The organism is uncultured Lawsonella sp. (assembly GCF_947252745.1).
Taxonomy (GTDB): domain Bacteria; phylum Actinomycetota; class Actinomycetes; order Mycobacteriales; family Mycobacteriaceae; genus Lawsonella.
This window is the reverse complement of the sequence record NZ_CAMXWW010000004.1, coordinates 1-18,915: the sequence shown is the minus strand read 5'-3', so window position 1 is coordinate 18,915 and position 18,915 is coordinate 1. Positions and strand designations below refer to the sequence as shown.

The window sequence follows — 18,915 nt, the reverse complement described above, 5'->3', positions numbered from 1 at the left end:
AGAAAATTGCAGTGGATAGGAAAGCAAAATGCGAGCTGCCATTGACTGGACGCTTGAGCACTGTTCAGCTGTCGACAGACAATGGCTCGGAGCAGTGTAAACATCCGCAGAAAACTATCTGAGCGGAATACACAATAGTTGCGCGGCATCAATTTGGGGAGAAGCGGGCAGGGGAGGGTACTACGGTTGTGGAACGGTTGTTGCCACATCGACGGGAGTCGTCCAATCCCGCTCAGGAAGCGGGCGCAGCGGTATCAGCGGCCGGGGGAGAGCCAACTGGGCTCGCCGAGTTGAACCAGCGACAGCACACTCGTAGACCTGCACCGTCTGCTGAGCAATATGGGTCCAGCAGAACCGTTGGGGAAGCTGTGCACGGTTTGCGGCAGCCCGACGATTCCGCTCTACCGGATTTTGTAGAGCCGCATCGATGGTCTCCACCATTTCGTCGATGATGCCAGGGGAGTAGCTCCAGCCGGTCTTACCATCAACAATAATGTCAGCGAGCCCCCCAGCACGCGCAGCTACCACAGGAATCCCGGCAGCGGCCGCCTCCAATGCGACGATGCCGAAAGGCTCATAGCGGGACGGTAGTACCGCCAGATCGGCAGTAGAGATCAGCTCCCGCAATTCATCCTTTTTCATAAAACCGGCGAAGTGGACAGGGCCGCAGAGACGGTGCCGGCACTGTTCAGACTCGAGCCATTCCCGCTTCATCCCCTCCCCGGCAATGGTTACGTGAATACCGGGGTAGCGGCGGCGCAAGAGCGGCAGTGAAGAGAGAATATCGTGAACGCCCTTCTCCCACTCCAAACGGCCAAAATAGATCAGGTGTGGGGCAGTGGTAGCGCGCGCCGGGCGATGCGGAATAGTCCACCCGCGAGTATCAATGCCATTCGGGATAAAACGCAGCGGAGGTAACCCGGGAGACCCACTGGCGGGATCTCCGAAGGCTGCAGAGACTTCGTCCACCATCGGACGCGAGCAAGCAATGAGATAGTCACAGGAGTGGGCAAACCACCATTCAGCCGAGTGAACGTGGCGGTTGAGGGTGTGAGACAGCCAACCGGAGTTACGACCAGCTTCAGTAGCATGGAACGTTCCCACCAAAGGGAGCCCGTACTGTTCGGCGATAGCACAGGCAGGTACCGCAACGAGCCAGTCGTGGCCATGGATAACATCAGGCTGCCAGGCACCATGCTCGCTGCACGGCCCGGTGCCGTGGAGAAGATGCTGAATTGCCTGCGTCATGGCGGTCCCCATGAGCAGTGTCCACGCCATCAGATCGCTCGTGAAGTCAATAGCTAGCGGAGTGAGCGGAACAGACACCACCCGCACCTTCCCCCGCATCTCATCGGTCGTTTTTGCTACAACTCCAGGAGAGGCGGCGGGAGCACGCGTCACCACTACGACCTCATGTCCTGCCGCTGCTAACTCTCCCACAAGACGATCGACATGGGCACCCAGGCCACCCACCATCACCGGGGGAAACTCCCAGGAGATCATCAGCACCTTCATATTGTATGGACTCCTCACAGCACCGGAAAGAACAGTTCGGGATCGTTAATCTTCCTCATCATAGGCGTTTCGTAGCAGCCGAGCGTCCAATTGTGAGAAGGGCCCATCGGCGGCCTGCCACGCGCCGAGCAACTGTGATTCCTGCTCCCGCCAATGATGGCGCCGGGCAGTAATTAGTTCGCGCATCGCGTGGGCATGCAGATAAGCGCGGTTCCGTGCGTAGTCTGCCGCCGTGTCTTTCGAAATGAGGAACGCCCAGTCAGATTGCAGCGCGAGTGCTGCCTCTCGGACAATCTGGTCGCAGTAGCGGTCACGCGGTCGGACGGGGGTGGCGTCACTGGGGACAAACTCCCACAACGCCGTCGCCAGCTCAGCACTGATCTGTTGGTTAAGCTCCACGATGTCAGCCACTTGTGGTCCCTCCCAGACGCGCCAGTCCTTACCAGAACCCCATGAACAGTCACCCAACTCCACGGGAGTGCCCACATAGCCAGCGGCGCGCGCCGTTGCCAGAGAACCAACGCGAACACCCGCAGCGTGCAAAGCACGGATAACTTTCCCGAGCCACTCGGGCCCCTCGTGCCACCAATGCCCAAAGAGTTCAGTATCAAATGCCGCCACGACGTGTGCGGGGCGACCACATCGCTCAGTTTCACTCTGCAAACGGCCCACAACAGTCTCCACAAAGTCTGCAACATCGTGGTCGACACGTGCTGCAGCACGTGTCGGATTATAAGGGGCTTTATGTTCTGGGGAGACAGAGCGGCCAGTGACCCGCGCCGGCTTAAAACCAGTCTCGTGGTGGTACGTGTGAAAATCACGGTAATCAGCATGGCCAGGGTAGCCCGCCTTGGGGGACCACACACGATAGCTGACGGTGAGATCGCGGCCAAACGCCACAACATCACTTGCGCCTACCGGACGGCCGCACGCAGTGTCCCCATGGAGTGAAGGTCCATCCACCATAAAGTGAGTCACGCCGGCACGCTGGTAGTCCACTTCCATACCGGGAGTGAAGGCGCACTCAGGAGCCCACAGACCAGCCGGACGGGTACCCCTCCGCAGTTCGCTGTCGGAAAGACCTGACTCAAGAAAAAAACGGCGCAACGTCTTGGGGAGGAGCGGCTGGAAGGGATGAGCGAGTGGTCCCCCTAACATTTCGACCACACCGTCATCCTGCAACGGGCGGAACACTGGTGAACCACCGCTGGTCCAACGAGCAAGGAAGCGTTCGGTGGCCCAACGAGCTGCTGCTTCCTCACGGCCTCCCATGGCCCGAACGGCATCAGTGCCATGGGCTGAGGCGGAGTCCACCGTAGCAGCAGCAGTAAAGCTAGCCGCTTCCGCCGCCCGCATCTGCCAGTTTGCCAGCCACTCGTGCATACCACGGAGACAGTAGGGATCGTCTAGCTGGGCAGCCACAATGGGAGTGATCCCGAGAGAAAGCACATCGCGGTAGCCTTCTTCTGCTAACCGATAGAGCTCTTCGACGACAGAAATATAGGCGTTCCCCCACGCTTGATAGAGAAGTTCCTCGCCCACCGGCCATGCCCCATGATGAGCAAACCAGGGGAGATGACTATGGAGAACCAGCGTAAAAAGACCAGGCACAGTGGGTGACATTGTCATCGTGGTTTCCTCCCCACAAAAACAAGATCCAAGCTGTCATCGAGAGACGTAGGGTCGTCTAGCTTCCCTAGCTCTACCTCGGTTGGCGGACAGCTGCGAAATTCAAAATCGATGGCGGTGATGCTATCGACATCCGCCCGCAGCTCCGCAGGCCAGGAACGGTTCTCCAAATAGGGTTGCAGTTGCGCATGAATAAGGCCACCCCACTTGTTATCGAGGGAACGCAGGTGTGGACCGTGATACACCCCCAGCGTCTCCACCAGCTCAAAGCCCGGCTCAACCAGCAGGTCAGCTAATTCGCGCGCGTTAAGCTCCCGAATGTGGAACGGGTTAATAGGTTGGCCGGTAGGCGTAAAGGTAATTCGATTGGGAGTTGCAACTAAGAACACACCACCCGGTCGCAGCACCCGGAAGCACTCGGCAACAAACGCTTCTTGGTCGGGGAGATGCTCAATGACCTGGGAATTAACGATGACGTCCGTGCACTCGTCCGCCAACGGTAATGCCCCTAAATCCGCCTGGGTAAAGGTGAGTGGGCAGGGAGCACCAACCCCGTATTTGCTCGCCGCGTGCTGGCAGGCCAGCAGATCGTAATCCATCCCGTGGAGAGATTGGGCGTAGGGTGCCAGAATACCCGCCCCATAGCCTTCCCCAGCCCCAGCTTCAATAATGTCCCTGCCGCGACAGTGCTCCCGCCACGCCAGATACACAATTTCGTGGCGGCGGAACCAGTAGTTTTCCTGGTCGGTATCCGGGGCCGTACGCTCACCTGTCATGGGGAGTGGCACAACCGTATCGGGGTCAGCGGGGAAGTCCTGGTTACTCACCTTTTCACCCTATCCTGTCCGCGAACAACAACCACTATAACTAGGTAGAGAAAGCTATTCGCGTTACCATCTTTGCAGGCACATTTCCGCCTGTGTACCCTCAACCAGGAGGTTTCCATGTCAGCCACCGTCGTCCTCGTGAAGCAAGTTCCTGACTACGAAACGGACAACTCGCTCACCGACGATTTCCGCCTCAATCGAGAGAGCGTCGATAAAATCTTGGACGAAACCAACGAGCATGCGGTAGAGGCGGCAGTACAGCTCAATGACGTGCTGGAAACCCCCCATGAAATTATCGCGCTCACTATGGGGCCAGCCAGTGCAGTGGAGGTCCTCCGCCGGGCAATGGCCATGGGGGCGGACCGCGGCATCCACATCTGCGACGATGCCCTCGTCGGTTCAGACGTAATCCAAACCGCTTGGGTACTGGCCAACGCCCTTGGCCACATCGCTGACACCAAACTTGTGATCTGTGGCGACCAATCCTCCGATGCCGGAGCAGGGACTGTCCCTGCAATCATTGCCGAGTACTTGGGCATCCCCGCTCTCACTAGCGTGAACTCGCTCACAGTGGAAGCAGATGGCACGTTGAGTGCCGAACGAGCCACCGATGGGTTTACCTACCAACTCACTGCCGACATGCCAGCATTGGTCTCCGTTACAGAGACCATGAACGAACCGCGCTTCCCCTCCTTCAAAGGCATTATGGCGGCCAAGAAGAAGGAGGTCACCGAGTGGAGCCTTGCAGATATTGGAGTGCTGCCCAACCAAGTCGGGCAAGCCGGTGCAGGTACCGTCGTCGTCAACACCACCGAACGCCCCGTCAAGCAGCAGGGAGAAGTATTCGCTGACAATGGTGACGGCGCACAGCGCATTATGGACTACCTCGTCTCCGAGAAGCTTGTATAGGAGAACACGACAATGACTATCCTTGTCCCCATCTCGTACACCGGTCGTGGTGACCAGGCACAGCCTACTCAAGCGAGCCTTGAGGCGATCTCCGTAGCCCGCACGATCGATACCGTCCACGCTGTCGTTTTGTGCGAGCCGGGTGTTTCCACCAGCCTCGCCGCCGCACTTGCCCCCTTTGGGGTGGAGGCACTCCACGCTGCCGAAGACAAAGACGCTTTCGCCTTCTTCGCCACCCCACTCGTCGATGTCCTCTGCTCGATTGCGGTGACCGAGGAGGTAGCAGGAGTGCTTCTTCCCGACAGCATCATCAACCGTGAAATTGCTGGGCGGGTAGCCGTCCGTCTGGGATCCGGTCTAGCCTCCGATGCTGTCGCCCTCACCGATCTCGCGCACGTCACGCATTCCATCTTTGGCTCGCAACGTGATGTCGCTGCCGAGGTCCGTGGCCGCTATCCAATTGTTGTTCTTCGTAACGGTGTCGTCGAAGCCACAGAGGCAGAGACAGCAGACCAGCACGATGTTGATATACGTACCGTGGCTTTGCCTGATCCCACCATTCGACGCGGCGTCCGCGTTTCGCAACGCATCGAAGACACCCCCAGCGATAGGCCTGACCTCACCCAGGCGAAGGTAGTGGTAGCCGGTGGCCGCGGTGTCGGCTCCGCAGAAGGCTTCCACGACTACGTGGAGGGACTTGCCGACCAACTCGGTGCAGCAGTCGGTGCAACTCGCGATGCAGTGGACCTCGGATACTGCGCAGGTGCCCTCCAAATCGGCCAAACGGGTGTCACCGTCAACCCAGACCTGTACATCGGACTAGGTATCTCCGGAGCAATCCAGCACAAGGCCGGAATGCAGAACTCCAAGCACATTGTGGTCATTAATAACGACCCGGATGCACAACTCTTCTCTATTGCCGACCTCGGTATCGTGGGCGATGTTGAAGATATCGTGCCGCAGCTCATTGACCTAATGAAAGCCCGCAGCTGAAGTCTCTTACAGCACAGAAAGACCCCGCATGCTCTGTGAATCCCCAGAATTGCTAGCCGAGGCAAGCTACTTCGATCACGCCGCGATCACCCCACTGCGGGAAGAAGCTCATACCGCAATGTGCGAACTGGCCGGCGACATGGGGAACCCCTCCAGTGTCCACTCAGTAGGCCGCCGAGCACGCTGCCATGTCGAAGAAGCCCGCGAATCCATCGCAGAACTCCTCGGTGCACGCCCCAGCGAAGTGATCTTTGTCGCATCGGGAACGGAAGCAGACAACCTGGCACTAAAGGGCATGTCCCTAGCGCGCGCCGAGCAGGGATACCGTCGTCTGCTCCTCAGTGCCGTCGAACACCACTCCGTCACCGATGCTGCCACATGGTTAGCCAGCTACCGGCACGATGTGTTCGGCGTGGATCTGGACGTACTGCCCGTGGACCAGGCTGGACGTGTCGAGCTCAGTGTCGTCCGCGAGCGTCTCCACCAGTCGGACATCCCACTGCTTATGACTGTAATGGCTGCCAACAATGAGGTGGGAACGGTACAACCCGTCGCAGAGCTAGCCGATGCAGCCGCGGCAGCCGGTGTCCCGTTCCATGTGGACGCGGTACAAGCCGTCACTCATATGCAGCTTGATTTTTCCCACCCTGGCATCACCACTATGTCTGTGGCTTCCCAGAAGTTTGGTGGCCCCACTGGTATCGGTGTGCTTTTAGCGCGACGTGATGCCCCCCTCGTCCCGCTCTTCCACGGCGGCGGACAGGAGCGTGGCCTCCGGGCAGGAACGCAGAATGTGTTGGGTATCGTCGGTATGGCTGCGGCGTTGCAGGCAGCGGTAGCGCGTCAAGCCGACGAAACTGCTCGGTTGGTGGCACTACGTCATAAGCTCATCACCGGTCTGCACAAGGTCTGTGACGATGTCATCATTAACGGTCCGGAGAAAGCCACCGAGGGGGCAGATAGTCCCGTCCTTCCTGGAATTGTCTCTGCGTCCTTTCCTGGATGCGAAGGGGACGCACTGCTTATGCTTCTGGATGGGAAAGGAATCAGTGTCTCTTTGGGGGCGGCATGTACAGCAGGCGTCGCACATGCCTCGGAAGTCCTCCTTGCGATGGGAGTTCCCGAGCCACAGGCGCGAGGTACACTTCGTCTTTCCATGGGGCACACAACAACTCCCCAGCATGTTGACGATCTATTGCAGGCGCTGCCGGAGGCTGTTGAACGTGCCCGTCTGGCAGGGCTGGCTTAGGCTATATCTATGCGTGTTTTAGCTGCGTTATCGGGAGGTGTCGATTCCTCTGTCGCTGCCGCCCGTCTGGTCGATGCAGGCCACGACGTCGTCGGTATTCACCTGGCATTGTCCAGTGCGCCTGCCACTCTGCGTGCGGGTGCACGCGGATGCTGTTCTCTGGAGGATTCTGGAGATGCCCGCCGAGTTGCGGACCACCTGGGAATCCCGTTTTATGTATGGGATTTCTCTGAGCGTTTCCGCGCCCAGGTCATTGAGGATTTCGTCGATACCTATGAGTTAGGGGAGACCCCTAACCCCTGTCTACGATGCAATGAGCGCATTAAGTTCGACGCACTTCTCGAGCGTGGTCTAGCCTTGGGCTACGATGCCGTAGCGACTGGCCACTATGCCCAAATTGTTGATGGGATGCTGCGACGCGGAGTCGACCAGGCAAAAGATCAGTCGTACGTGTTGGGGGTTCTCAACCGTCATCAGCTCGATCATTCTCTCTTCCCCTGTGGTGATACGGAAAAGCCGCAGATCCGAGAGGAGGCAGCAGCACATGGTTTTAGCGTGGCCTCTAAACCCGATTCCACCGACATTTGCTTCATCCCCAATGGAGACACCCGCGGTTTTCTGCACTTAAGGCTGGGCGATCGGCCTGGGCCGGTCATCGATATGGTGACAAGGAAAATTGTTGCCGAGCACCAAGGCACCTACGGATTCACCATTGGACAGCGTAAGGGTCTGGGTCTAGTAGGCCCGTTACCAGATGGTTTACCGCGCTATGTGGTGGGCTTAGATGTGCGACGTAATACTGTGCTGATCGGTACACGGGACATGTTGGAGACGAATTACCTGCGTGGGTGGCCAGCTAACTGGTTATCGCAAGAGCTGGCGGAATGTGCGGCAGCGGGGGAGTGCCACCAACTCCGGTGTGAAGTGCAGGTGCGGGCACATACAGTACCGGTGCCGTGCACCGTTGAGATGATGGGGGAGACCGTTACCATTCACACAGATGTTCCCTTACGCGGGGTGGCGTGTGGTCAAAGCGCAGTGCTCTACCAACCCGATCCAGCAGGCGACATTGTGCTTGGGGCGGCTACTATCCACGCGACAGCTGAGAGTCGTGATGCCCTCGTAGGGCAGAGTAGTGCGGAGATGACGGTATCTTCTCCACTCAATGGGGCCTCGGAATCCTCATGATGGTGCATGCGGAGGGGTCGTTACCCGGCACCGATATGCGTTCCACTCTGCGGATAATTGCGGGGGAGGCAGCGTCTGCGTTCTTTCTCCCCGTGCTACCTGCGCGCGGTTTGCCGGCCAGTTCTGTAGGGCGAATGACGGCATTCCTGCCGGACATGGTGTGGGGCTACGGTGTGCGCACATTTGTTTGTGGGCCTCAGGAAACGCGTTTCCATCGCGCTGCACGCTCCCTTCTTGAGCAGGATCTGGATCTGTTGGAGGAGATTGTCGAGACGACAGGTATTGGCAGCGGGCCGCTTACCGTGGTGGTGGCGGGTCCTGTCGCATGTTTATCCCATGTGGAGCTTTCCAACGGGCATTGGATGCTGACGGACGCAGGCGCTGTCCGTGACATGATGGAACAGTATTCGGAGATGGTGGCACAGCTGACGCGTGACCTATCACGACGAACTGGGCGTGACCCGTGGATAGTGATGGATGAGAGTGACGCGGGGCCCGCACTGGGCGGGACATTGTCGGGGGCACACCAGTGGGACTACATTCCCGTGCCGGATCAACAGATCCTGCCTGCACAGTGGAGTGCTGTGGGGGAGGCAGCGACTGGCCGGGTAGTGCTTCGCCTTCCTCACGAGAGTGCCCAGTGGGTGCGCCAGTGTGCGCCGGCGCTACGAGCGGGCACGCTACGAGTAGCACTCCCAGTCTCGTTGCAACCATCGACTGCACAGCGGGATGAGATGGGAGAGCTCTTCGACCAGTGGGGACGCGGGTTAGAGTGTGTGATGCCGTTAGCGGTACCACTGCGGGAACGTCGACGTCAAGCCCATCGTCTTGCTGTTCTCCTCCGGGATGTGGCGGTGGCACCGCAGGAGTCGTCACTGCCCATCTTTCATGACAGTGCGTTGTGCTATTCAGCGCAGAACACCCACGGCGTATCGCAGCACAGTATACAAGAGCGGTTGGGGTCGTTCGTGGAGATGCCTGAGTTAGTGTTGGACGAGTGGCCCCAGTAGCGGCCACTCTGTTTCCACGGAGTGGGAATCCCGTCCTACCCGCTCTAGGTACTCCCGGAGACTCTGTTGACGCTCACGGTGCCATTCAGTTTGCAGTGCCATGAGATCGTCTGCCGGGGTAGTCAGCAACTGTGGATAGACATCTGCTAACCGCGTGGCAAGCTGTGCAGCGCTCCAAGCGTCCGCATCAGAGTTGTGCGCATTGTCTAGTGAGACCTGGTAGTGTTCACACACGATACCGAGGGTGCGCTTACCCTTCCGGTATTTGTCGAGAGCACGATCCACTACATAAGGGTCAAGCACTAGCCCCCGTACCTCGAATGTTGGTTCCCAGTGTTGCAGAATGGTGAGATCAAACGAGGCGTTATAGACGATGAGAGTGCGGCCCTCCTCCCAAGCAGTATAGAGATGCGCGACAGTTTCCTTGACGACCTTTGCATGGGGGCTGCCTTCACGCCGCGCTTGTTCCGTCGAAATACCATGCACTGCAGTGGCTTCAGCGGGAATGTCACAACCCGGATCGGCGAGCCAGTTATGCGTAACAAGATGGGGTTCCACGCCTGTTGATGAGGACTCTGGGAGGTCGATATCAAGACAAGAGGATGTGACGATGCGTGCCGTCCGAGGGTTGGGGCCCGTCGTCTCTAAATCGAAGGAGCACATATGGTGTGGGGTGAAAAAAGAGTCTGACACGGGATCTCCTCGTGGTCCACGGCGGGAACATAACCCTTTCGGTGATGTTGTCCCCAGGTTACTCTCCGACAGTGACAAATTCAGTGTTCGGTTGGCGCGAGACGCTAGGCTAAAGACGTGATAACCTCGGATATTCAGCAGCGCTGGACTGAGCTTGCCAGTGTTGTGCGTGACCACCAGTTCCGCTACTACGTGATGGATTCTCCTATCATCACCGACAGCGAGTTTGACCAGCTTTTTCATGAGCTGGTGGCGTTGGAGGATGAGTATCCTGAATTGCGTACTCCAGATTCCCCCACGCAGCTGGTAGGTGGCGGTTTCGAGACGACGTTCAACTCCGCCGAACATCCCGAACGAATGCTGAGCCTAGAGGATGTGTTTAGCCCGGAAGAGTTGACGGAGTGGCTCACTCGCCTAGAGAACGAAATCGGTCCGGACCAGGAATACCTCACCGAGCTCAAGATTGATGGCGCGGCTATCGACCTGGTGTATCGAGAGGGGGTACTGGAACGAGCTGCCACCCGAGGAGACGGGCGGGTCGGGGAGGACATTACACTCAATGCGCGCACTATCGCGGATATCCCCGTACGTCTCACGGATCATCCCGACTATCCGCTGCCAGCGCTTCTGGAGGTTCGTGGGGAGGTGTACTTCGCTCTTGATGACTTTGCCGAACTCAATGCGCGGATTGTTTCGGAGGCGGAAGAAGCGGGTCGAAAACCTAAGCCGTTTGCTAATCCACGCAATGCTGCAGCCGGCTCGCTGCGCCAGAAAGACCCTGCTGAGGTGGCGCGACGACATCTGCGTATGATCTGCCATGGTTTGGGGAAGACGGAGGGGTTCCAGCCTGCCACACAGTGGGATGCCTACCACGCCATGGCAGCGTGGGGGCTTCATGTTTCCGATAAGACAGAGCGAGTGTGCGGCATTGCGGCAGTGCTTGAGAAGATGCGCTATTGGGGTGAGTATCGTGCCGAGGTAGAACATGAGACAGACGGGTTAGTCGTTAAGCTCAACAACATCGCGGAGCAGCGGGATCTCGGAGCAACGTCGCGGGTGCCTCGTTGGGCAGTGGCATACAAGTATCCACCGGAAGAAGCCATCACCACCCTAGTAGATATTCGTGTGTCAGTGGGGCGTACTGGCCGAGTGACTCCCTATGCATTCATGGAACCCGTTACAGTTGCCGGATCAACAGTGTCAAATGCCACCTTGCACAACCAATTCGAAGTTAAACGTAAAGGTGTGCTGATTGGTGATCAGGTGGTTATACGCAAAGCTGGCGAAGTGATCCCGGAAGTATTGGGACCCCTCGTCGACGCTCGTACTGGGGACGAAAAAGAGTTTGTTTTCCCCACCCATTGCCCAGAATGTGGGGCCCTGCTCGCCCCCGAAAAGGAATCCGATCAGGATTGGCGTTGCCCCAACACACAAAGTTGTTCAGCGCAGCTCCGGGAAAGGCTGTTCTATTTGGCCAGTCGTTCCGCTTTAGATATTGAGGCTCTGGGAGAGAAGGGCGCACGCGATCTCTATGAGCGCGGGATTCTGCATAATGAGGGAGATCTTTTCACCCTCACTGCTGATGATCTCCTTCGCACATCCCAATACACCCGAAATGCTCCCCGCCGTATCGATACCGATCCTCGTTATACAGACACACCTGTTGGGGAGGTTGATGGGAAACGGGTCATTCTCTCAAAAACCGGAGAGAAGCTGCTCCAGAACCTTGCGGATGCGAAAAAGCGCCCCTTCTGGCGCGTCCTTGTGGCGTTATCGATCCGGCATGTCGGTCCGACTGCGGCCCGCTCCCTAGCTGCGACCTTCCACAGCATGATGGAGATCGAACAGCTGGCGGTGCAGGGTGACGCTGCTGCCTTTGCTGAAGTGGAGGGAGTCGGTGGGATTATTGCTGACGCCTTGGTGGAGTGGTTTTCGGTGGACTGGCATCGGAACATTGTGGCGAAGTGGGCTGCCGCGGGCGTGCAAATGGAAGATCGGCAAGAATCTGTCCAGCGGCCTACCCTGGAAGGTCTCACTATCGTCGCTACTGGTGCGTTGGAAGGTTTCACTCGTGATTCAGTGAAAGAGGCGATTCTGTCACGGGGAGGTAAAGCAGCGGGGTCTGTCTCGAAGAAGACAGACTATGTGGTGGCTGGGGAGAATGCCGGTGCGAAGCTGACCAAGGCCGAAACGCTTGGTATTCCCGTGCTTACAGAGGCACAATTCGTCACCCTGCTGCAAGGTGGGGAAGCTGCACTGAAGGAGAGAGACAGATGAGCGACCTGTCACCTGATGGAGTGATCATTCGCGCTATGCAGGAATCTGATCTGGTGGGGGTAGGTGAGATGACGTTTACGACCTACATCCCCTATGAGGAACCAAATTCCCCCTACCTCGACATTCTGCGCGATGTGGCGCCTCGCTTTCGGGAAGCGACCGCACATTTCGTAGCGGAAGATGCAGCAACTGGCGAGATTCTCGGGGCGGTTACTCTGGCAGCAGGGGGTAGCCCGTGGGCGGCTATTGCTGCCGATGATGAGATTGAGATGCGGATGTTGGCAGTAGATGAGTCTGCTCGGGGCAGAGGAATTGGTACTTCTCTTGTTCGGGAATGTCAAGAATTTGCTGTTCAGAATGGTTATCGACAGTTGGTGCTGTCCAGTCAAGACACTATGACGAACGCCCACCGCATCTACGAAAGGGCAGGTTTCAAGCTGGAGCCCTCTCGATTCTGGGACCCTATTCCCGGCCTCACGGTTCGCTGTTACGTGTGGCTTGTTCCTACTGCAACGCGGTAGCATGTGCAGCGTACGACTGCATGCGCACAGTACAACCTCGAAGGAAGGTGCTTCAGTGGACGGTATTACCCGTGACGATGTCGCTCACCTCGCCAAGTTGGCGCGTTTAGCGTTGGCGGATGACGAGCTGGATGAGTTGGCTGGCCAGATCAAAGATATTTTGCAGCACGTGAATGTCATCACGGAGCTCGATACTGAAGGTGTTGAGGCGATGAGTCACCCAGTGGCGATCCAAAACGTCGCTCATGAGGATGTCATTAAGCCGTGCCTTTCCCAGGAAGAAGTGTTGAGCCAAGCGCCCGAGGTCGAAGATGGCCGCATCGTTGTTCCTCAGATTCTGGGTGAAGGAGGGGAGTAATCGACATGAACGCTCTTCGTACGGTTCCGGCAGATTCCATCCTGTCTCTGGATGCCTCCACCCTGGCTCAGCGCATCCACTCTGGCGAATTGTCATCGGTGGCGGTAACGCAAGCATTCCTCGATCGTATTGCTGAGGTAGACGGGGAGATCCACGCCTTCCTACACGTCGGTGCAGAGGAAGCTTTGGCGACTGCCCGGCGGGTCGATGAGGACATTGCTGCGGGGAAACAGCCAGCTTCCCCATTAGCTGGTGTACCTATCGCCCTGAAGGATGTGTTTACTACTACGGACGCTCCGACGACCTGTGCCTCCAAGATCTTGGAGGGGTATGTGCCGCAGTATGACGCTACTGTCACGAAGAAACTGCGGGAAGCGGGCATTCCGATTCTCGGTAAGACCAATATGGATGAGTTCGCCATGGGCTCCTCCACGGAGAACTCTGCTTTCGGGCCGACCTTCAACCCGTGGGACAAAGAGCGTACGCCGGGTGGTTCTGGTGGTGGTTCAGCAGCCGCACTGGCATCCTATGAGGCGCCGTTGGCGATCGGTACGGATACCGGTGGTTCCATCCGACAACCTGCTGCTCTTACCGCTACGGTGGGGGTGAAGCCGACATACGGCACTGTTTCTCGTTACGGCCTAGTGGCATGTGCATCTTCCCTTGATCAGGGTGGTCCGTGTGCACGCACTGTGCTGGATACGGCTATGCTGCACAACATTATTGCGGGACATGACGAGCATGACTCGACTTCTCTGGCAGTCGAGATTCCCGATATGGTGAGCGCTGCGCTGGAAGGGCAGGAGAGAGATCTCTCAGGCGTGAAGGTTGGCGTCATCAAGGAATTCCTCACGGATGAAGGATGCCAGCCGGGTGTCGCGGAGTCTTTCCAGAAGGCAGTGGAAACGCTGAAGGGTCTGGGGGCAGAAATCATGGAGGTATCGTGCCCCAACTTCCCGCATGCGTTGGCTGCTTATTACCTCATTCTGCCGTCTGAGGTCTCGTCCAATCTCGCGCGTTTCGACGGTATGCGCTACGGCTTGCGGGTGGGTGATGACGGTACCCATTCTGCGGAAGAGGTCATGTCGCTAACTCGTGCTGCCGGCTTCGGCAAGGAAGTGAAGCGCCGTATTATCATTGGCACCTACGCACTGTCGGCTGGCTACTACGACGCGTACTACGGGCAAGCACAAAAGGTGCGTACCCTCATCGCTCAGGATTTCCAGAAGGCGTATGAGAAGGTCGATGTGCTTGTCTCACCGACTACGCCGCAGACTGCCTTCAAACTGGGTGAGCGCGTAGATGATCCTGTATCCATGTACCTCTTTGACCTATACACGTTGCCGTTGAATCTGGCAGGAATGTGTGGCATGTCTGTACCAGCAGGAGTGGCCTCGGATTCCGGTATGCCGGTTGGCCTGCAGATTATGGCACCGGCATTGGAAGATGCTCGTCTCTACCGGGTGGGTGCTGCTTTTGAAAAGGCGCGTGGTCCGATCGGGGAGTAATCCGCTGGTAGAGAGATTGAGAAGTCGCTAAGAGATCCTCCTCTCGTCCGAGAAACCGGGGCGAAGGGGAGGATTTCGGCGTAGCCTGGTTACATAACCGCTGAAGCTGCGGTAGTTCAGATGTACCTGATGCTTGATCGTTTAAGTTTTCTTGAGTTTCTACCGGTACACTGCATCTAGAAGCACTTTTCCTCGGAAAAGCGATAGAGAAGGATTAGTCACATGGGTCTTCGAATTGGCGTACTGACCGCCGGCGGTGACTGCCCCGGTCTGAACGCAGTTATTCGTGGTGTCGTTCGTACTGCTAACAGCTGCTACGACGCTACCGTGGTGGGTTTCCACGACGGATGGAACGGTCTGGTTAACAACCTCCGCGTGCAGCTCTACGACAACGAAAGCATCGATAAGATTCTCGGCCAAGGCGGCACCATTCTGGGTACCGGCCGTATGAATCCGCGCGAGCTGGAATCTCGCTTAGACGACATCAAGGCCACCCTTGCCGACAATGAGATCGATGCTGTTATCCCCATTGGTGGTGACGGTACTTTGCGCGGTGGGCGTTGGCTCATGGAAAACGGCATCAATGTCGTTGGCGTTCCCAAGACCATCGACAACGACGTCGCCAACACCGACTACACCTTCGGCTTTGACACCGCGGTGTCCATCGCTACCGATGCCATTGACCGTCTCCACACCACCGCAGAATCCCACCAGCGCGTCATACTGGTGGAGGTGATGGGACGCAACGCCGGGTGGATCGCCCTACAAGCAGGCATGGCCGGTGGTGCCCATATGGTCGTTATTCCAGAAGTTCCCTTCGACGTGAACCAAATCGCCAAGCTCATGGAGCGTCGTTTCCAAATGGGCGAATCCTATGCCATCTGCGTCGTTGCCGAGGGCGCACTTCCCAAGGAAGGCACTATGGAAATGCGTTCCGGTGGCATCGACAAGTTCGGCCACGAAATCTACACCGGTGTTGCACAGCAGCTCGGTGACGAACTTCGTAGCCGTCTGAATGACCGCGACATCCGGACTACCGTGCTGGGCCACATCCAGCGTGGCGGTACCCCCACTGCCTTTGACCGTGTCCTCGGTACCCGTTTTGGTGTGAATGCCGTGCACGCCGTGGCTGAAGGAGACTTTGGGAAGGTCGTTGCTGTACGCAATGACCGCATCGAACGTATCTCCCTTGACGACGCTGTCGGCCATCCCAAGAAAGTTCCGATGGACCGTTACAAGGAAATGGAAGCTCTCTTCGGATAATCCCCAACTGGCAGGATGCGCTACCCTCTTCACCGTCTCCCATCGGTAGAAGCAGACGCACCGGCAATATTTATCCCCTCTACAGTGAGTATCGGCTCGACACCGATGTTCCTGGCCGTCTCGGCTAAGAACGAAGTGTCGGGCCGATACTGCAAGAACCGTCTCACTCACCTAAACTGGAAAACATGACTAGCGCCCGTGTAGATGACATCCTCGACTTCGACGAGGTAATTGCGAAGTACGATCCCGTCATGGGATTGGAAGTCCACGTAGAACTCTCTACAGAGACCAAGATGTTCTGCAATAGCCCCACTGCCTTCGGGGCAGAACCCAATACTCATGTCAGCCCCACCTGCATGGGGCTACCGGGTGCCTTGCCGGTCGTCAACCAGCAAGCTGTCGATTGGGCCATCAAGATTGGTTTGGCTCTCAACTGCGAAATTGCTCCCTATTCACGTTTCGCTCGGAAGAACTACTTCTACCCCGACCAGCCGAAGAACTACCAGATCAGCCAATATGACGAGCCCATCGCCTTTGACGGCTACCTGGAATTTGAGCTCGCTGATGGCACTCCCTTCCGTGTTGACATCGAGCGCGCCCACATGGAGGAGGACACCGGAAAACTCACCCACATCGGTGGCGAAACTGGTCGCATCAACGGTGCCACCCACTCGCTCCTCGACATCAACCGTGCCGGCGTACCGCTCATCGAAATCGTGACGAAGCCGATTGAAGGAGCGGGGGAGCGGGCCCCGGAAGTAGCCCGTGCGTACGTGACGGCGCTCCGCGATGTGATTCGTTCGCTCAAGGTCTCGGACGTCAATATGGCGCAGGGGTCGATGCGTGCCGATGTCAACCTTTCGCTCCGCCCTGTGGGGACGACCGAGTTCGGCACTCGAACTGAAACCAAGAACGTCAACACCCTTAAATCCATCGAGACCGCGGTGCGTTACGAAATGTGCCGTCAGGCCGCTGTGCTTGAAGACGGTGGAGAGATCCGGCTCGAGACACGTCATTTCCTCGAAACCACGGGCACCACTGCGGCAGGTAGGCCTAAAGAGACCTCCGCCGATTACCGCTACTTCAACGACCCAGATCTTGCCCCGGTTGTTGTATCGCGTGAGCGAGTCGAAGAGATTCGCGCTACGCTGCCAGAACTTCCCTGGGTACGGCGAGCTCGGCTCCAGAAAGAGTGGCAGCTTTCTGATGAAGAGCTGCGCGATCTTGTCAACACCGGAGCAATGGATCTCGTTGCTGATACCGTCGAGGCAGGAGCGTCCTCCGCAGAGGCACGTAACTGGTGGGTGTCCTATCTGACCCAGCAGGCTAATAATCGTGGTGTGGAGCTGGAAGGACTCCCGATTACTCCCCGGCAGGTGGCTGAGGTCATCGGTATGGTGTCTGAGGGGAAGCTCACTAATAAGCTTGCCCGACAGGTTGTTGATGGGGTTCTCGAAGGGGAGGGAGATCCTGCCGACATTGTCGAGAAGCGTGGCCTGGCAGTCGTCTCTGACGACTCTGCACTGCGCACTGCGGTGGAAGAGGCCCTAGCAGCTCAGCCTGACGTGGCAGATAAGATCCGTGACGGAAAGGTGCAGGCAGCAGGTGCCATCATCGGTGCAGTGATGAAGGCGACACGTGGGCAAGCAGACGCTGCGCGCGTGCGTGAGATCGTCATCGAGATCTGCTCGTAAACCTCTTTAACCGGACATCCCGGGTTGTCGCCCTCAGCGACTCACCCGGGATGTCCTGCATTTTCACAGGATAAGCCGTTATCCTGGACGCATGAGCGAAGACGTAAACCCCGCACCTACCAACGAGCCTGAGCCCACTTTGCCGCCGCGGCGAGCCGTCCCCGAGCGGATTGAACCGATCACCGAAGACGATCTCCTTATGGAGGATCTGCTAGCGGATGTTGACACCATCTCTGTGGCACAACAAGAAGAGCTCGCGGGCGGAAATCTAGCGGGGGTGTCCTCTGATAATGAGCCTGCGGAAGACGAATCGATACAGATCGAAGACTCTGCGCAGGATGATGAACCTGCAGTGAATGATGAACCTGCGCTGGAAGCGGAGGGCGCACTGCGGGAGCTCGATGCTCCCGAAATGACTGACGCCGACAGTCAAGAGGAGTACATCCCGGTCGCAGAACAACCTATCGCCTTCAGCGACATGGCAGAAGGGGAGACAACGGTCATCACACCCGTCCCAGAGGCAGAAGAGAGCTTCTACGTACCGTCAGTGGAGCCACTTTACTCCGCTGCAACCGAGACCGCGGTATTAGCGCCAGCCCCAGTTGTGGCTGCTCCTGTCCCGGACAATGGTGAGGGTGACGAGCCCGACGCCGACGAGGACGTTGCTCCGCGCTCCGACCGTGGCACTATCGACTTTGGTCTTTTCCTTCTGCGTGCGACGCTCGGCATCATCATGGCACTGCATGGTGCAGATAAGCTCTTTGGTCTCTTCGGTGGGTCTATCGCTAGCACCGAGCAGCTCCTGCATTCTATTGGCTTCACCAACTACACCGAGCTTCTCGCTATCGGTGCGGGTGTCACAGAGCTGGTGGGCGGCGTCATTGTGGCACTGGGCCTTTTTGCTCCTGCGGGTGCATCCGCACTGTTGGGAGTGATGGGCATGGCTACGCTCACCCATCTCACACTCGGCGACACTGCGTTTCTCTCGAGCCAAAAGGGCCCCTACGAGATCATCACCCTGATCGCTGTGATGGCGGCAACCGTCATTCTGGCTGGCGCTGGCCGATGGTCGGTCGATGGTCGCTGGGGATGGGCGACTCGCCCCAAGTGGGGGGCACTTGTCTGGCTAGTCGTAGGTATTATCTCAGCACCTGTGATGTGGGCAGTTCTCAACACTCAAGGTTTCCCCTTCTGAGAGAGCCTGACCTTCTGACGACGTTGTCTGTTCCGGCGATGGGCGAAATAGAGGCGTGGCCCCACCATTATCGGTGGGGCCACGCC

General features: G+C 57.8%; 16 protein-coding genes. 12 read left to right on the top strand and 4 right to left on the bottom strand.

The window, feature by feature from the left end; genetic code table 11:
- Positions 1 to 180: 180 nt before the first annotated feature.
- From Q0X28_RS05040 to Q0X28_RS05030, 3 genes are read right to left on the bottom strand one after another with little or no spacing between them, the layout of a single operon-like run.
- A complete protein-coding gene (locus tag Q0X28_RS05040; protein ID WP_298576928.1) occupies positions 181 to 1,515 on the bottom strand; it encodes a glycosyltransferase family 4 protein in 1,335 nt (444 codons plus the stop codon).
- 45 nt (positions 1,516 to 1,560) lie between these two features.
- A complete protein-coding gene (locus Q0X28_RS05035) occupies positions 1,561 to 3,144 on the bottom strand; it encodes a glycoside hydrolase family 57 protein (protein ID WP_296237453.1) in 1,584 nt (527 codons plus the stop codon).
- Positions 3,141 to 3,971, bottom strand: coding sequence for a bifunctional 2-polyprenyl-6-hydroxyphenol methylase/3-demethylubiquinol 3-O-methyltransferase UbiG (locus Q0X28_RS05030; protein ID WP_296237452.1), 831 nt, complete (start codon positions 3,969 to 3,971; stop codon positions 3,141 to 3,143). Before Q0X28_RS05030 ends, Q0X28_RS05035 begins: the two co-directional genes overlap by 4 nt.
- Before the next feature lie 117 nt (positions 3,972 to 4,088).
- Here Q0X28_RS05030 and Q0X28_RS05025 point away from each other — a divergent pair, with 117 nt between their 5' ends.
- From Q0X28_RS05025 to Q0X28_RS05005, 5 genes are read left to right on the top strand one after another with little or no spacing between them, the layout of a single operon-like run.
- Complete coding sequence (locus tag Q0X28_RS05025) at positions 4,089 to 4,880, top strand: electron transfer flavoprotein subunit beta/FixA family protein (RefSeq protein ID WP_296237451.1); 792 nt, start codon at positions 4,089 to 4,091, stop codon at positions 4,878 to 4,880.
- A gap of 12 nt (positions 4,881 to 4,892) precedes the next feature.
- On the top strand, positions 4,893 to 5,873 hold the full coding sequence (locus tag Q0X28_RS05020; RefSeq protein ID WP_296237450.1) for an electron transfer flavoprotein subunit alpha/FixB family protein: 981 nt from the start codon (positions 4,893 to 4,895) through the stop codon (positions 5,871 to 5,873).
- 28 nt (positions 5,874 to 5,901) lie between these two features.
- The gene (locus Q0X28_RS05015; RefSeq protein ID WP_296237449.1) at positions 5,902 to 7,122 is read left to right on the top strand and encodes a cysteine desulfurase family protein; all 1,221 of its coding nucleotides are present in this window, start codon (positions 5,902 to 5,904) and stop codon (positions 7,120 to 7,122) included.
- Positions 7,123 to 7,131: 9 nt separating this feature from the next.
- The gene (gene mnmA / locus Q0X28_RS05010) at positions 7,132 to 8,310 is read left to right on the top strand and encodes a tRNA 2-thiouridine(34) synthase MnmA (RefSeq protein ID WP_298576924.1); all 1,179 of its coding nucleotides are present in this window, start codon (positions 7,132 to 7,134) and stop codon (positions 8,308 to 8,310) included.
- Positions 8,307 to 9,320: a hypothetical protein gene (locus Q0X28_RS05005; RefSeq protein WP_296237445.1), complete on the top strand. Its 1,014-nt coding sequence runs from the start codon at positions 8,307 to 8,309 to the stop codon at positions 9,318 to 9,320. Before mnmA ends, Q0X28_RS05005 begins: the two co-directional genes overlap by 4 nt.
- Here Q0X28_RS05005 and Q0X28_RS05000 read toward each other — a convergent pair.
- Positions 9,294 to 10,013: a 3'-5' exonuclease gene (locus Q0X28_RS05000; protein ID WP_296237444.1), complete on the bottom strand. Its 720-nt coding sequence runs from the start codon at positions 10,011 to 10,013 to the stop codon at positions 9,294 to 9,296. The genes Q0X28_RS05005 and Q0X28_RS05000 overlap by 27 nt on opposite strands.
- A 117-nt stretch (positions 10,014 to 10,130) precedes the next feature.
- Between Q0X28_RS05000 and ligA the strand changes: the two genes are divergently transcribed.
- From ligA to Q0X28_RS04965, 7 genes are all read left to right on the top strand, one after another.
- The gene (gene ligA / locus Q0X28_RS04995) at positions 10,131 to 12,290 is read left to right on the top strand and encodes an NAD-dependent DNA ligase LigA (RefSeq protein WP_298576922.1); all 2,160 of its coding nucleotides are present in this window, start codon (positions 10,131 to 10,133) and stop codon (positions 12,288 to 12,290) included.
- The gene (locus Q0X28_RS04990; protein WP_296237442.1) at positions 12,287 to 12,811 is read left to right on the top strand and encodes a GNAT family N-acetyltransferase; all 525 of its coding nucleotides are present in this window, start codon (positions 12,287 to 12,289) and stop codon (positions 12,809 to 12,811) included. The genes ligA and Q0X28_RS04990 overlap by 4 nt, the downstream gene beginning before the upstream one ends.
- A gap of 55 nt (positions 12,812 to 12,866) precedes the next feature.
- Positions 12,867 to 13,169, top strand: a complete 303-nt coding sequence (gatC, locus tag Q0X28_RS04985; RefSeq protein WP_296237441.1) for an Asp-tRNA(Asn)/Glu-tRNA(Gln) amidotransferase subunit GatC — start codon at positions 12,867 to 12,869, stop codon at positions 13,167 to 13,169.
- 5 nt (positions 13,170 to 13,174) lie between these two features.
- Positions 13,175 to 14,677, top strand: coding sequence for an Asp-tRNA(Asn)/Glu-tRNA(Gln) amidotransferase subunit GatA (gatA, locus tag Q0X28_RS04980; protein WP_296237440.1), 1,503 nt, complete (start codon positions 13,175 to 13,177; stop codon positions 14,675 to 14,677).
- A 222-nt stretch (positions 14,678 to 14,899) separates the two neighbouring features.
- A complete protein-coding gene (locus tag Q0X28_RS04975; RefSeq protein ID WP_296237439.1) occupies positions 14,900 to 15,940 on the top strand; it encodes a 6-phosphofructokinase in 1,041 nt (346 codons plus the stop codon).
- Between the two features lie 185 nt (positions 15,941 to 16,125).
- Positions 16,126 to 17,634: an Asp-tRNA(Asn)/Glu-tRNA(Gln) amidotransferase subunit GatB gene (gene gatB / locus Q0X28_RS04970; RefSeq protein WP_296237438.1), complete on the top strand. Its 1,509-nt coding sequence runs from the start codon at positions 16,126 to 16,128 to the stop codon at positions 17,632 to 17,634.
- A gap of 91 nt (positions 17,635 to 17,725) precedes the next feature.
- On the top strand, positions 17,726 to 18,829 hold the full coding sequence (locus Q0X28_RS04965) for a DoxX family protein (protein ID WP_296237436.1): 1,104 nt from the start codon (positions 17,726 to 17,728) through the stop codon (positions 18,827 to 18,829).
- The last annotated feature ends 86 nt before the right edge of the window (positions 18,830 to 18,915 follow it).

What these genes read in the sequence shown, in the direction of transcription:
- Q0X28_RS05040 (WP_298576928.1), bottom strand. Translation starts at nt 1,515, where the DNA reads ATGAAGGTGCTGATGATCTCCTGGGAGTTTCCCCCGGTGATGGTGGGT.
- Q0X28_RS05035 (WP_296237453.1), bottom strand. Translation starts at nt 3,144, where the DNA reads ATGACAATGTCACCCACTGTGCCTGGTCTTTTTACGCTGGTTCTCCAT.
- Q0X28_RS05025 (WP_296237451.1), top strand. Translation starts at nt 4,089, where the DNA reads ATGTCAGCCACCGTCGTCCTCGTGAAGCAAGTTCCTGACTACGAAACG.
- Q0X28_RS05020 (WP_296237450.1), top strand. Translation starts at nt 4,893, where the DNA reads ATGACTATCCTTGTCCCCATCTCGTACACCGGTCGTGGTGACCAGGCA.
- Q0X28_RS05015 (WP_296237449.1), top strand. Translation starts at nt 5,902, where the DNA reads ATGCTCTGTGAATCCCCAGAATTGCTAGCCGAGGCAAGCTACTTCGAT.
- mnmA (WP_298576924.1), top strand. Translation starts at nt 7,132, where the DNA reads ATGCGTGTTTTAGCTGCGTTATCGGGAGGTGTCGATTCCTCTGTCGCT.
- Q0X28_RS05005 (WP_296237445.1), top strand. Translation starts at nt 8,307, where the DNA reads ATGATGGTGCATGCGGAGGGGTCGTTACCCGGCACCGATATGCGTTCC.
- Q0X28_RS04990 (WP_296237442.1), top strand. Translation starts at nt 12,287, where the DNA reads ATGAGCGACCTGTCACCTGATGGAGTGATCATTCGCGCTATGCAGGAA.
- gatA (WP_296237440.1), top strand. Translation starts at nt 13,175, where the DNA reads ATGAACGCTCTTCGTACGGTTCCGGCAGATTCCATCCTGTCTCTGGAT.
- Q0X28_RS04975 (WP_296237439.1), top strand. Translation starts at nt 14,900, where the DNA reads ATGGGTCTTCGAATTGGCGTACTGACCGCCGGCGGTGACTGCCCCGGT.
- gatB (WP_296237438.1), top strand. Translation starts at nt 16,126, where the DNA reads ATGACTAGCGCCCGTGTAGATGACATCCTCGACTTCGACGAGGTAATT.
- Q0X28_RS04965 (WP_296237436.1), top strand. Translation starts at nt 17,726, where the DNA reads ATGAGCGAAGACGTAAACCCCGCACCTACCAACGAGCCTGAGCCCACT.